Genomic DNA, 12,886 nt, shown 5'->3' on the forward strand with positions numbered 1-12,886 from the left:
CCGCGGAGCTGATCGGAGCCGTCGGCACCCTCGTCGGCCTCGGAATCCTTACCGCGCTCAGTCTCTGGAGCATCAGCCGGCGCTGATCGCGCAAAGCGTGCACGGGGGTGCCCCACGTGCACCGTGGCTGTGTAGCTTGGTCGCCGGTCTGAGACTCTGTTCAGAGCCACGCCAGAAAATTTATTGACTTCTTGACTTCTTTACTTCCGGAAGGACGGTCGTGCACATCGTCATCATGGGCTGCGGCAGAGTGGGTTCCGCTCTCGCGCAGACCCTGGAGCAACAGGGGCACACGGTCGCCGTGATCGACCAGGACCCCACCGCCTTCCGACGACTGGGCTCCGGGTTCGGCGGCCGTCGTGTCACCGGGGTCGGCTTCGACCAGGACACCCTGCGCGAGGCGGGCATCGAGGAGGCCGGCGCCTTCGCCGCCGTCTCCAGCGGCGACAACTCCAACATCATCGCCGCCCGGGTGGCCCGCGAGATGTTCGGCATCGAGAACGTCGCCGCCCGGATCTACGACCCCCGGCGGGCCGAGGTCTACCAGCGCCTGGGCATCCCCACCGTCGCCACCGTCCGCTGGACGGCCGACCAGATGCTGCGCCGGCTGCTGCCCTCGGGCGCCGAGCCGCTGTGGCGCGACCCCACCGGCGGCGTCCAGCTGGCCGAGGTGCACGCGGCGCCGTCCTGGGTCGGCCACAAGATCAGCGAGCTCCAGGAGGAGACGGGCGTCCGGGTGGCGTTCCTGACCCGCCTCGGCGAGGCCATGCTGCCCACCTCGCAGACGGTGCTGCAGGAGGGCGACCTGGTGCATGTGATGATGCGTACCGACGAGGTGGAGAAGGTCGAGGCGTCGTTCGCCGAGGGCCCGAAGGAAGGCGGTCACTGATGAGGGTCGCCATCGCCGGAGCCGGTGCCGTCGGCCGCTCGATCGCGGGCGAGCTGCTGGAGAACGGCCACGAGGTCCTGCTCGTCGACAAGGCGCCGACCGCCATCTCGGTCGAGCGCGTCCCCCAGGCGGAGTGGCTGCTCGCCGACGCCTGCGAGATCACGTCCCTGGACGAGGCGGCGCTCCAGCGCTGCAACGTCGTGATCGCCGCCACCGGTGACGACAAGGTCAACCTGGTGGTGTCGCTGCTGGCGAAGACGGAGTACGGCGTCCCGCGCGTCGTCGCCCGCGTCAACAACCCCAAGAACGAGTGGCTCTTCAACGAGTCCTGGGGCGTCGACGTCGCCGTCTCCACGCCGCGGCTGATGTCCGCCCTGGTCGAGGAGGCGGTCTCGGTCGGCGACCTGGTCCGGCTGCTGCGCTTCAGCCACGGCGACGCCAACCTCGTCGAACTGACCCTGCCCGAGGAGTCGGCGCTGGCCGGCACCCAGGTCGGCGACGTCGAGTGGCCCGAGGACACCTCCCTGGTCACCATCATCCGCGGCACCAGGGTCCTCACCCCGACCAGGGAGGACTCCCTGGAACCGGGCGACGAGCTGCTCTTCGTGGCCGCGCAGGCACGGGAGGAGCAGTTGGAGGACCTGTTGTCCGTACGGCGCGACACGTAGGCCTGTCCGCAGCGGGGGTCTGGGGGCGGCAGCCCCCAGGCCTCAGCCGTCCCTACGGTGCCGACCGCCCGCGGCCTCGGCGGCGGCCTTGCGCTCGGCCTCCGCCTTCTCCTCCGCCTCCATCTCGGCGAACACGTCGATCGGCGCGGGCGCCTTGGCCAGGAAGACCCAGGTCAGCCAGACGGCCAGCAGGAAGGGCGGGATCTTCAGCGCGATCAGGACCCAGCCCAGCTGCGCGGTGTTCGCCCACCAGTACAGCGGGAAGAGGATCGCGCACTTGGCGAGCAGGATCAGGCCCCAGGCCCAGCTGGCCTTGGCGTACGCCTTCTTGCGGCCGGGGTTGCGGGTGCGCCAGGAGAGGTTCTCCTTGAAGACCGGGCCGAGGATCAGACCGATCAGCGGGACCCCGCACAGGGTCGTGATGATGTACGCCAGCGCCAGGCCCAGCGTGTAGAGCATGCCGGGGAGGTAGAAGTCCTTCGCGTTGCCGGTCATCATCGCGAAGACGACGCCGAAGGCGACCCCGAAGACCCCGCTGAAGGCGTGCTTGACGGTGTCCTTCATCGCCAGCCGGACCACGACCAGGACCAGCGACACCGCGAGCGCGGCGATCGCGGACATGTGCAGGTCCTTGTTGATCGTGAAGATGGTGACGAAGAGCAGGCCGGGCACGACCGTCTCGATCATGCCCCGCAGCCCGCCGAACGCCTCGAACAGCGCGGCCTCGGTCACCGCCCGGGCGTCGGCCGCGGCGGTGTCCTCCGCGGTCGTGTCTTCGGTCGGCTTCTCGAGCGACGTCACCGGCTACTCCCTACCGAGGGGTCTCAGTTCGTACTTCGGGTTGAACAGCACCCGGCGGCCTCTGCTCATGGAGACCCGGCCCGATGCGATGAGCCGGCGCCCCGGCTCTATGCCCACGATGGAGCGCCTGCCCAGCCACACCACGTCCAGCGCGGCGCTGCCGTCGAACAGCTCGGCCTCCAGGGCCGGGACTCCGGCGCGCGGACGCAGGGTGACCGTGCGCAAGGTACCAGTAACGGTGACGATCTGCCGGTCCTGGCAGTCGCCGATCCGGACGCAGCCGGCCGTCTCGGCGTCCTCCCGCAGCTCCTGGGACTCCAGGTCCTCCTGGGACGAGGAGAGCCGGTCGAGCATGCGCCGGAACCGGCCCACCGGCTTGTCGGAACGCGGAACAGTACTCATGTCTGAAAGCGTACCGGGGCGCACCGACACGGCCGTACCCGTCCCGTGGCTCACTTCTCGAAGCGGTAGCCCATCCCCGGCTCGGTGATGAAGTGCCGCGGATGTGAGGGGTCCGCCTCCAGTTTCCGTCTGAGCTGGGCCATGTAGACCCGCAGGTAGTTCGTCTCGGTGCCGTACGACGGCCCCCACACCTCCTGGAGGAGCTGCTTCTGCCCGACCAGGCGCCCGGTGTTGCGCACCAGCACCTCCAGCAGATGCCACTCCGTCGGGGTGAGCCGGACGTCCCGGCCGTCCCGGTGGACCTTCTTGGCGGCGAGGTCGACGGTGAACCCGTCCGTCTCCACCAGGACGTCGTCCTCCCCGCCCCCGGCCGGCTCGGCCCGGCGCACGGCGGCCCGCAGCCGGGCCAGCAGCTCGTCCATGCCGAAGGGCTTGGTGACGTAGTCGTCGGCGCCCGCGTCGAGCGCCTCGACCTTCTCGTCCGAGGAGTGCCGGGCCGACAGCACCAGGATCGGCACCCGGGTCCAGCCCCGCAGCCCCCTGATCACCTCGACGCCGTCCATGTCGGGCAGCCCGAGGTCGAGGACCACCACGTCCGGCTGGCGGGCGGCGGCGAGCCGGAGGGCGGTGGCGCCGTCGTGGGCGGCGTCGACCTCGTACTTGCGCGCCTTGAGGTTGATCACGAGGGCGCGCACGATCTGCGGTTCGTCGTCGATCACCAGCACCCTGGTGGCGGTCTGGGAGGTTCCCCCAGCAGGACTCACCATGAAGCCTGCCTTTCCGGTCGTACCGAATGTCCTGGTGCCGCGGGGTCCGCGGCGGGCGGTGCCGGCGGCTGTGCCGTCACCGCCGCCGCGCGCAGTGTGAGGACCATGGTGAGGCCTCCGCCGGGGGTGTCCTCGGCGTTGAGGGTGCCGCCCATGGCCTCGGCGAAGCCGCGCGCCACCGCGAGGCCCAGCCCCACCCCCGCCCCGCGCGGTGCGTCGCCGTGGCGCTGGAAGGGCGCGAAGATCCGCTCCTTGGCCTCGTCGGGGACGCCCGGTCCGCGGTCCACCACCCGGACCTCGACGCGGTCGGACAGGGCGCTCGCGGCGACCAGCACCGGTTCGCCGTCCGGGCTGTACTTGACCGCGTTCTCCACGAGGTTGGCCACCGACCGCTCCAGCAGCCCGGCGTCGACGGCGACCATGGGCAGCGTCTCGGGGATGTCCAGCTCGACGCTCTCCTCCGGGTCGGGGACCCCGCCGAGGGCCATCGGCACCACCTCGTCGAGGTCGATCTCCCGGATGATCGGCGTGACCGTCCCCGTCTGCAGACGCGACATGTCGAGCAGATTGCCCACCAGGTGGTCGAGCCGGTCGGCGCCGTCCTCGATGCCTTCGAGCAGCTCCGCGCGGTCCTCCTCGGACCAGGCCACGTCGTCGGACCGCAGACTGGAGACCGCGGCCTTGATCGCGGCCAGCGGGGTGCGCAGATCGTGGCTGACGGCGGCCAGCAGCGCGGTGCGGATCCGGTTGCCCTCGGCCAGCGCGCGGGCGTGCTCGGCCTCCTCCTTGAGTCGTCGGCGGTCCAGGACGACGACGGCCTGCGCGGCGAACGCGGCCAGCACCCGCCGGTCCTCGGCCGGCAGCACGCGGCCGGTGAGCGCCAGCGCCGCGCGGTCGCCGACCGGAACGTCGACGTCCGCCTCGTCGGGGCGCTGGACCGGCCGCCCGGGGCCGACATGGCCCGCGCAGGTCCACGGGGCCCGGTCGTCCGCCCGCTCCAGCAGGGCGGCCGACTCCATGCCGAACGTCTCCCGGACGCGTTCCAGCAGGGCCTCCAGGCTCGTCTCGCCGCGCAGCACGTTGCCCGCGAGGAAGGACAGGATCTCCGACTCGGCTCTCAGCCGGGCCGCCTGGTGGGTGCGGCGGGCCGCCAGGTCGACCACCGACGCCACCGACACCCCCACCCCCACGAAGATCACTATGGCGATGATGTTCTTCGGGTCGGCGATCGTCCACCGGTGCAGGGGCGGGGTGTAGAAGAAGTTCAGCAGCAGCGAGCCCAGCGCCGCCGAGGCCAGCGCCGGAAGCAGTCCGCCGAGCAGCGCCGCCGCCACGGTCACCGCCAGGAACAGCAGCATGTCGTTGGCGAGCCCGAGCTGGACGGTGTTCAGCAGCAGCGCGAGGATCACCGGGCCGCCCAGGCCGACGAGCCAGCCCCAGATGATCCGGGCCCGCCCGAGCCGGGCACCGCGGGCCACGGGGAGCCCCCGGCCCTTGGCGACCTCGCCGTGCGTGACGATGTGCACGTCGAGGTCGGGGCCGGACTCGCGGGCGACGGTGGCGCCGACGCCGGGCCCGAAGACGTACTGCCAGGCCTTGCGGCGCGAGGAGCCGAGGACGATCTGGGTGGCGTTCACCCCCCGGGCGAAGTCCAGCAGCGCGGACGGTATGTCGTCGCCGACCACATGGTGGAAGGTGCCGCCGAGGTCCTCCACGAGGGTGCGCTGGACGGCCAGTTCCTTGGGCGAGGCCGAGGTCAGTCCGTCGCTGCGCGCGATGTAGACGGCGAGGACCTCGCCGCCGGCGCCCTTCTCGGCGAGCCGGGCCGCCCGACGGATCAGGGTGCGCCCCTCGGGGCCGCCGGTGAGCCCGACGACGATCCGCTCGCGCGAGCCCCAGATCGCCGACACCCGGTGCTCGCTGCGGTACCGCTTCAGGTACGCGTCGACCCGGTCGGCCACCCACAGCAGGGCGAGCTCCCGCAGGGCGGTGAGGTTGCCGGGCCGGAAGTAGTTGGAGAGGGCCGCGTCGACCTTGTCCGGCCGGTAGATGTTGCCGTGCGCCATCCGGCGGCGGAGGGCCTCCGGTGACATGTCCACCAGCTCGATCTGGTCGGCCCGGCGGACGAACTCGTCGGGGACGGTCTCCTGCTGCCGTACGCCCGTGATGGACTCGACCACGTCTCCGAGGGACTCCAGGTGCTGGATGTTGACGGTGGAGACGACGTCGACACCGGCCGCGAGGAGTTCCGCCACGTCCTGCCAGCGCTTGGCGTTGCGCGAGCCGGGGACGTTGGTGTGCGCGAGTTCGTCCACCAGGGCGACCTGCGGGTGGCGGGCGAGGACCGCGTCCACGTCCATCTCGGTGAAGACGGCGCCCCGGTGCTCCAGCTCGCGGCGCGCGACCTGCTCCAGGCCGTGCAGCATCACCTCGGTGCGGGTACGGCCGTGGTGCTCGACGAACGCCACCACGCAGTCCGTACCGCGTTCCACCCGGCGGTGCGCCTCGGACAGCATGGCGTAGGTCTTGCCCACGCCCGGTGCCGCACCGAGGTAGATCCGAAGCTTGCCGCGCGCCATGGCCCCATTGTCTTCCCGTGACTCCTGCCCACGCAGCGTCGACCCTACGGCCAGGGGGTCCGACAAATGGGGCGAGGGGTGCGCCGGGGGGCGCCTTTGACGCAACCCTGACGCGACCGGGTCGTACGCGGTCGTCCCCGGCGGTACGAAAAGAGCCGCACCCCGAAGGATGCGGCTCTCTGTGACTCGCTCTCGCGCTCAGCGGACCTCGGTGATCTCCGGTCCGCGCTGGAGCTGGCCCATGCCTCCGGAGAAGCGGGAGCTCTCGTCCTGCTGCTGGATGCCCTCGGGGACCATCTGCGCGTCGTTCGGCAGCTTGAGGACGATGGGGTCGCGCGGCGCCATCGGGCCGTCTCCGCGCACCACGACCGTGTCCCGGAAGATCTGCTCCAGCAGCCCGGCGGCCTGCGGCTGCACCGCGCCCTGGCCGGAGATCACTCCGCGCAGGAACCAGCGGGGGCCGTCCACACCGACGAACCGGACGACGTGGAAGCCGCCGGTGCCGTCCGGCAGCTGCACCGGGACCTGGGCCCGCAGCTCCCAGCCCAGCGGGCCCTCGACCTCGTCGATGATCCCGCCCTGCTGGGTGATGCCCGCCCCGATCTCCTCGCGCACCTCGCCCCAGATGCCCTCGCGCTTGGGTGCGGCGAAGGCCTGGAGCTGGACGGCGCTGTCACGCAGGACGACGGTGGCGGCGACGATCGCGTCACCCGCGACCTCGACGCGCAGCTCCATGCCGTCGACGCCCGGCACGAACAGACCGCCCAGGTCCACCCGGCCCTCGGCCGGGTCGCGGACCTCGGAGCTGTCCCAGGGTCCGTCGGGCCGCGGCTCGGGCTCGAGCCGGACGCGCTCACGCTCGCCCGTTACCTCTTCGTCCGCCTCAGTGTCGACACTGTCGACGACCTGCTCGGCCTCGCCGGCCGCGTCCTCGGCGGCACCCTTCTTCTTGCGACGTCCGAACACGTCACTGTCCTTCCCGGTCGGATACGACCGATGCGTATCGATACCCACCCACACTGCCGCCCAGGGCGGCCTGACCGCTTGCATCGCCCACCGCGGCATGCCCGCCGGTGGACCCGAAGCCCCCCGCGGCCCGTGCCGATTCGGGAAGTTCCGCGACCTCCTGGAAGCGGACCCTCTCGACCTGCTGGACGACCAGTTGGGCAATCCGGTCGAAGCGCTCGAACCGCACGGACTCGCGCGGGTCGAGATTCACCACGATCACCTTGATCTCCCCACGGTACCCGGCATCAACCGTCCCCGGGGCATTCACGAGTCCGACTCCGCAGCGGGCCGCGAGCCCCGACCGGGGATGCACGAAGGCCGCGTACCCCTCGGGCAGCGCGACGGACACCCCCGTGGGCAGGACGGCCCGTTCCCCGGGCCCCAGCTCGCAGGCCTCGGTGGTCCGCAGATCCGCCCCGGCGTCCCCGGGGTGCTCGTACGCCGGAAGCGGTACGTCGGGGTGGACGCGCCGGATCAGGACGTTCAGGGGGGCACGGCTCACGGGTTCACCTCGAAGGCGCGGGCGCGCCGGACCTGGTCGGGGTCGCTCATGGCCGCCTGGATCTCCTCCTCGCGGCCGTGGTGGACGAAGTGCGCCACCTCGACCTCGACGAAGAGTGCGTCGGCGCGGACCGCGACGGGGCCCTCGGGGCCGCCGATGCGTCCGGTGGCCGTCGAGTAGATCTTCCGCCGGGCCACCGCCGTCACCTCGGCCTCCAGGTACAGGGTGGTGCCGACCGGCACCGGCCGGACGAAGTCGGTCTCCAGCCGGCCGGTCACCGCGACGGTGCGCAGCAGCCAGTTCAGCGAGCCGAGCGTCTCGTCGAGTGCGGTGGCCAGCACCCCGCCGTGCGCGAGCCCCGGAGCGCCCTGGTGGGCGGGCTGCACGGTGAACTCGGCGGTGACGGCGACCCCTTCGCCGGCCCGCGCCTCGAGGTGCAGCCCGTGCACCTGTCCGCCGCCGCACCCGAAACACTGTTCGTAGTGGGCACCGAGGAGCTCGCCGGGTGCGGGAGCATCGGGGTGCCGAACGGGTTTCACGGCGTCGGCGGGGGGCTGAAGAGCTGCGGAAGTACCACTCACAGCCGCAGACCTTACCCGCGCGTCGGCCGATACCGGGCACCGTGCCAAGCTTGACTCCATGCAGCTCTCCGCCGCCCCTTACGAAGAACGTCTCACCGCGCCCCGCACCTGGTGGCTGATCTCGTTCCTCGTGGGCGTCTCCTTCGCCCTGATCCTGCTGCCCTTCGGCACCCTGCCGCTGCTGGGCGGCCTGGTCGGCGGGACGGCGGTGGCCGCCGTCGCCGCCAGTTCGTACGGCTCCGTGCGCATCCGGGTGGTCGGGGACGCGCTGATCGCCGGCGAGGCGAAGATCCCGGTCGCGGACCTCGGCGAGGCAGAGGTCCTGGACCCGGAGGAGGCGCGCGCCTGGCGCACCTACAAGGCGGACGTGCGCGCGTTCCTGCTGCTGCGCGCCTACATCCCCACCGCGCTGAAGGTGCAGGTCACCGATCCGGACGACCCGACCCCCTACCTGTACCTGTCGACGCGGGAGCCGGAGCGGCTGGCGCAGGCGCTGCGCACGGCGCGGGAGGCCGCGGTCTAGGTCGCCGCGCCCCGGCTCAGTACCCGAGCTCCCTGGGATGTCCGGGGAGCTCCGTCATGTCCAGCGGTTCGGCGGGCTTCTCCAGCGGCGGCAGGTCCGCCAGGGCCTCCCAGGGCACCTGGGCCTTGCGCAGATCGGCGCGGATCCTCGCGGCCAGCTTCTTGGTGTCGCGCCGGTTCATGGCCGCCCCCACCACGGCGCCCACCAGGAACGGCATCAGCATCGGCAGGTCACGGACGAGCCGTTTCATGATCTGCTGGCGCAGCTCGCGTTTCATCTGGCCGCCGAGCGCGGAGTTGACCGAGGACGGCTTGAGCGGGTCTATGCCGCGCTCGCCCGACCAGGCGCGCAGATAGGCCGTGCTGCGGTCCTTGAGGTTGCCGGGGGGTCTGAGGCCGTACACCTCGTGCAGTTCGGCGATGAGCTTCAGCTCGATCGCCGCCACGCCGGTGATCTCCGCGGCCAGCTCGGTCGGCATCGCGGGCGGCACGGGCAGCATGGCCGCCGCGCCGACGCCCGCGCCGACCGTGGACGTGGCGTTCGCGGCGCCCGCCACGAGCTTGTCGGCGAGCTGTTCCGGCCCGAGGCCGGGGAACTGTCCGCGGAGCGTCCTGAGGTCCCGTACGGGGATCCTCGGGGCGATCTCGATGATCCGGTCCGTCAGGTAGGCCAGACCGGCCCTGGCGCGGTCCCCGCCCTTGCGGACGCCTTCCCGGGCCAGGTCCCCGGCCTTGTCGCGGATCACCGCGGCCCGTCGCCTGGCGACGGGCGCGGGTCCTCGTCCAGGCTCGGGGAGGTCGGTCCCGTCGCCTGTCGTACCGAGCGAGGCCGATCCCGCCGGGACCACTCCCGTACAGGATGAGCCTCGCCCGTCGTCACGCACGCCGTGAGGGCCGTCGGACGGCCCGTGGTCCGCTCCCGGCTTGCGGAAGCGGCGCTTCCGAGAGGGGGTCGAGCCAGTCACGGCCGACCCCGCCTCAGTCGCAGTCGCGGCAGATCGGCTGACCGTTCTTCTCCCGGGCCAGCTGGCTGCGGTGGTGCACCAGGAAGCAGCTCATGCAGGTGAACTCGTCCTGCTGCTTCGGCAGCACCCGGACGGCCAGTTCCTCGTTGGACAGGTCCGCTCCGGGGAGCTCCAGCCCTTCCGCGGCCTCGAACTCGTCGACATCGACGGCGGAGGCGGACTTGTCGTTCCGCCGGGCCTTCAGCTCCTCAAGGCTGTCGGAGTCGACATCGTCGTCGGTCTTGCGTGGGGTGTCGTAATCGGTTGCCATTTCGCCTCTCCCCCTCTGGGTGAATGCGGTGTCTCCAGCGCACGTAACGCGTGAGAGGCCGGACTTGTGCCCGCCTCGAGGCGGAGATTTTGCCTCACATCAAGGTCTGTTACTCAATCGACACCCAACCGGACTCCTCATGAGTGATCGGCTTGGATGGCGATCGGGACCGTACACGGTCCTGATGCCGCACTTCAAAGGCGTCTCACCGTGTACTTCCCGTGTTCAGGACCCCCGAAAACCCGGATTTTCCGGGCTTTCCGGCGGGCATCATGATCACGGAGAGTAGATGGCCGGAAATTCGCCTTTGTGATCGATCACACACGGGGCCGCCCTGGCCGAGTGCTGAGAATTCCGCGCAAAGCGAACATCCCCGCGTGTGTCGGCGACATGATCTCAGACGGGCAGGGTCACCCGCATCACGAGTCCTCCCCCCTCCCGCGGCTGGGCCGCGATGTGCCCGCCGTGCGCCCGGGCCACGGACCGCGCGATGGACAGCCCGAGCCCGACCCCCTTGTCGCTGCCCGTGCGCTCCGTGCGCAGCCGCCGGAACGGCTCGAAGAGATTGTCGATCTCGTACGCCGGCACGACCGGCCCGGTGTTGGACACCACCAGGACCGCGTGCCCGTGCTGGACCTCGGTGGTCACCTCGACCCAGCCGTCCTCCGGGACGTTGTAGCGCACGGCGTTCTGCACCAGGTTCAGCGCGATGCGCTCCAGCAGGACGCCGTTGCCCTGCACGACCGCGGGTTTCTGCTCACCGCGGATCACCACGCCCTTCGCCTCCGCCTCCGCGTGCACCTGGTCGACGGCCTGCTCGGCGACCTCGGCCAGGTCCACCGGCTTGCGCTCGACGATCTGGTTGTCGCTGCGGGCGAGCAGCAGCAGGCCCTCCACGAGCTGCTCGCTGCGCTCGTTGGTGGCCAGCAGGGTCTTGCCGAGCTGTTGCAGCTCCACGGGCGCGTGCGGGTCGGAGAGGTGCACCTCCAGCAGCGTGCGGTTGATCGCCAGCGGGGTGCGCAGCTCGTGCGAGGCGTTGCCGACGAAACGCTGCTGGGCGGTGAAGGCCCGCTGGAGGCGCTCCAGCATGTCGTCGAAGGTGTCCGCGAGCTCCTTGAACTCGTCGTCCGGGCCGTCCAGCTCGATCCGGCGGGAGAGGTCCGAGCCGGCCACGGCGCGCGCGGTACGGGTGATCCGCCCCAGCGGCGACAGGACGCGTCCGGCCATGGCGTAGCCGAAGGCGAAGGCGATCACGGCGAGACCGAGGAGTGCCAGGAGGGAGCGGCTGAGGAGGTCGTCCAGCGCGTGCTGGCGCTGTTGGTTGACGCACTCGGCCATCGAGCGGTTCAGCTCGGTCGCCGTCGGGTTGGCGGGGAAGTTGCAGCTCTCGCTCGCGACCTGACCCGAGAGGATCTTGAAGGGCAGCTCACTGCCGACGTTCAGCGCGTGCGCGGCGAGCAGGTAGATGATCGACAGCAGCACGATGCCGGCGATCAGGAACATCCCGCCGTACAGCAGGGTGAGCCGTATGCGAATGGTCGGGCGCAGCCAGGGCAGCTGGGGCTGCACCCGCCGGGGGTCCCACGTGGGCTTCGGGGGCGCCTGGGGAGGCGCGGGTGCGGCGGCCACGGCCGTCAGATCCGGTAGCCGGAGCCGGGGACGGTGACGATCACCGGGGGTTCGCCGAGCTTGCGGCGGAGCGTCATGACGGTCACCCGGACGACGTTGGTGAACGGGTCGGTGTTCTCGTCCCACGCCTTCTCCAGGAGCTGTTCCGCGGAGACGACGGCGCCCTCGCTGCGCATCAGGACCTCCAGGACGGCGAACTCCTTGGGTGCGAGCTGGACCTCCTTGCCGTCGCGGAAGACCTCGCGGCGGTTCGGGTCGAGCTTGATGCCGGCGCGCTCCAGGACGGGCGGCAGCGGCACGCTGGTACGCCGGCCGAGGGCCCGCACGCGCGCGATGAGCTCGCTGAAGGCGAAGGGCTTGGGGAGGTAGTCGTCGGCGCCGATCTCCAGGCCCTCGACGCGGTCGCTGACGTCACCGGAGGCCGTGAGCATCAGCACGCGCGTGGGCATGCCGAGCTCGACGATCTTGCGGCAGACGTCGTCGCCGTGCACGAGCGGGAGGTCGCGGTCGAGGACGACCACGTCGTAGTCGTTGACGCCGATGCGCTCCAGGGCGGCCGCACCGTCGTACACGACGTCGACGGCCATGGCCTCCCGGCGCAGTCCGGTGGCCACCGCATCGGCGAGCAGCTGCTCGTCCTCGACGACGAGTACGCGCACGTCGCTTGTCCTTCCTGTGTCCACCCGTAGCGCTCCGTGAGCGCACGCGGGCAGGGATTCCTGGTGGGTGTGTGCTTCCATCCTGCCCTTTTCGGCCATAAGTCGGCGGTAAGACGGTGAGCACGCGATGAAGGACAGGTATGAACCCCGGGAATGCGAGATTTTCTCGTTCGGTTGAGGTTTCCGTGGAAGGGAGCGGGGGGAGGACGGCTTTACACCCCGCGATCACGCTCTGCATGTGCCACAACACCATGTGGTACTCCGCTGTCCGCTTGCCGCAGAGTGGGCGTGGGTGTCCGGCACCGTCGCCGCCCGGCAGGGCAGCGCTGGGCACCCACGGGAGACGTGATCGCCCCTTCCGAACCGGCACACCCCCGTGCCATCGACCCACGACCCAGGACGAGGGGGCGCAGCATGGACGCATTCACCACAGGACTTCTGCAGCGCATAAGGGCGACCGAGTCCGATCTGACCAGGGCGCTCGACGAGGGCGACGACTTCCTCGTCGAGGTGGAGCAGGCTGAACTCGACGACCTGCGACGCCTCGCCGCCGAACACGGTGTGGAGGTCGGCGCGACGAGCGTCTGAGTGGTTGGTACGCGTC

15 protein-coding genes are annotated in these 12,886 nt (G+C 71.0%); 4 read left to right on the forward strand and 11 right to left on the reverse strand.

Annotation, left to right across the window (positions count from 1 at the left end; genetic code table 11):
• Positions 1–220: 220 nt before the first annotated feature.
• Together U5640_RS09870 and U5640_RS09875 are read left to right on the forward strand one after the other, a co-directional pair.
• On the forward strand, positions 221–889 hold the full coding sequence (locus U5640_RS09870; protein WP_340375424.1) for a TrkA family potassium uptake protein: 669 nt from the start codon (positions 221–223) through the stop codon (positions 887–889).
• Positions 889–1,557 carry a TrkA family potassium uptake protein gene (locus U5640_RS09875; protein ID WP_133914085.1) on the forward strand — a complete coding sequence of 223 codons (669 nt, stop codon included), beginning with the start codon at positions 889–891 and terminating at the stop codon, positions 1,555–1,557. The genes U5640_RS09870 and U5640_RS09875 overlap by 1 nt, the downstream gene beginning before the upstream one ends.
• A 42-nt stretch (positions 1,558–1,599) precedes the next feature.
• Here U5640_RS09875 and U5640_RS09880 read toward each other — a convergent pair whose 3' ends face one another.
• From U5640_RS09880 to U5640_RS09910, 7 genes are all read right to left on the reverse strand, one after another.
• Positions 1,600–2,358 carry a DUF3159 domain-containing protein gene (locus tag U5640_RS09880; RefSeq protein ID WP_340375425.1) on the reverse strand — a complete coding sequence of 253 codons (759 nt, stop codon included), beginning with the start codon at positions 2,356–2,358 and terminating at the stop codon, positions 1,600–1,602.
• 3 nt (positions 2,359–2,361) lie between these two features.
• A complete protein-coding gene (locus U5640_RS09885) occupies positions 2,362–2,760 on the reverse strand; it encodes an OB-fold nucleic acid binding domain-containing protein (protein ID WP_340375426.1) in 399 nt (132 codons plus the stop codon).
• A gap of 50 nt (positions 2,761–2,810) precedes the next feature.
• Entirely contained in the window at positions 2,811–3,527 is a 717-nt protein-coding gene (locus U5640_RS09890; protein WP_340375427.1) for a response regulator, read from the reverse strand.
• Positions 3,521–6,106: an ATP-binding protein gene (locus U5640_RS09895; RefSeq protein ID WP_340375428.1), complete on the reverse strand. Its 2,586-nt coding sequence runs from the start codon at positions 6,104–6,106 to the stop codon at positions 3,521–3,523. Before U5640_RS09895 ends, U5640_RS09890 begins: the two co-directional genes overlap by 7 nt.
• A gap of 198 nt (positions 6,107–6,304) precedes the next feature.
• A complete protein-coding gene (locus U5640_RS09900; protein ID WP_340375429.1) occupies positions 6,305–7,072 on the reverse strand; it encodes a DUF3710 domain-containing protein in 768 nt (255 codons plus the stop codon).
• A gap of 1 nt (position 7,073) precedes the next feature.
• Positions 7,074–7,616, reverse strand: coding sequence for a dUTP diphosphatase (dut, locus tag U5640_RS09905; RefSeq protein WP_055633559.1), 543 nt, complete (start codon positions 7,614–7,616; stop codon positions 7,074–7,076).
• A complete protein-coding gene (locus tag U5640_RS09910) occupies positions 7,613–8,197 on the reverse strand; it encodes a PaaI family thioesterase (protein WP_340375430.1) in 585 nt (194 codons plus the stop codon). Before U5640_RS09910 ends, dut begins: the two co-directional genes overlap by 4 nt.
• Positions 8,198–8,255: 58 nt before the next feature.
• Here U5640_RS09910 and U5640_RS09915 point away from each other — a divergent pair, with 58 nt between their 5' ends.
• Positions 8,256–8,720: a DUF3093 domain-containing protein gene (locus tag U5640_RS09915; RefSeq protein ID WP_340375431.1), complete on the forward strand. Its 465-nt coding sequence runs from the start codon at positions 8,256–8,258 to the stop codon at positions 8,718–8,720.
• A 16-nt stretch (positions 8,721–8,736) separates the two neighbouring features.
• Here the strand turns inward: U5640_RS09915 and U5640_RS09920 are convergent, their stop codons facing one another.
• The 4 genes from U5640_RS09920 to U5640_RS09935 form a co-directional block, all read right to left on the reverse strand.
• Positions 8,737–9,684: a hypothetical protein gene (locus tag U5640_RS09920; RefSeq protein WP_340375432.1), complete on the reverse strand. Its 948-nt coding sequence runs from the start codon at positions 9,682–9,684 to the stop codon at positions 8,737–8,739.
• A 13-nt stretch (positions 9,685–9,697) separates the two neighbouring features.
• Complete coding sequence (locus U5640_RS09925) at positions 9,698–9,994, reverse strand: DUF4193 domain-containing protein (RefSeq protein ID WP_003993510.1); 297 nt, start codon at positions 9,992–9,994, stop codon at positions 9,698–9,700.
• Positions 9,995–10,390: 396 nt separating this feature from the next.
• Positions 10,391–11,623 (reverse strand): HAMP domain-containing sensor histidine kinase, encoded by a 1,233-nt coding sequence (locus tag U5640_RS09930; RefSeq protein WP_340375433.1) that lies wholly within the window; start codon positions 11,621–11,623, stop codon positions 10,391–10,393.
• A gap of 5 nt (positions 11,624–11,628) precedes the next feature.
• The gene (locus tag U5640_RS09935) at positions 11,629–12,282 is read right to left on the reverse strand and encodes a response regulator transcription factor (protein WP_003993508.1); all 654 of its coding nucleotides are present in this window, start codon (positions 12,280–12,282) and stop codon (positions 11,629–11,631) included.
• A gap of 414 nt (positions 12,283–12,696) precedes the next feature.
• Here U5640_RS09935 and U5640_RS09940 point away from each other — a divergent pair, with 414 nt between their 5' ends.
• Positions 12,697–12,870: a hypothetical protein gene (locus U5640_RS09940; protein WP_340375434.1), complete on the forward strand. Its 174-nt coding sequence runs from the start codon at positions 12,697–12,699 to the stop codon at positions 12,868–12,870.
• Positions 12,871–12,886 lie beyond the last annotated feature (16 nt).

Origin of the sequence: Streptomyces sp. SS7 (assembly GCF_037993025.1) — a bacterium.
In the GTDB taxonomy this organism is placed as follows: Bacteria; Actinomycetota; Actinomycetes; order Streptomycetales; family Streptomycetaceae; genus Streptomyces.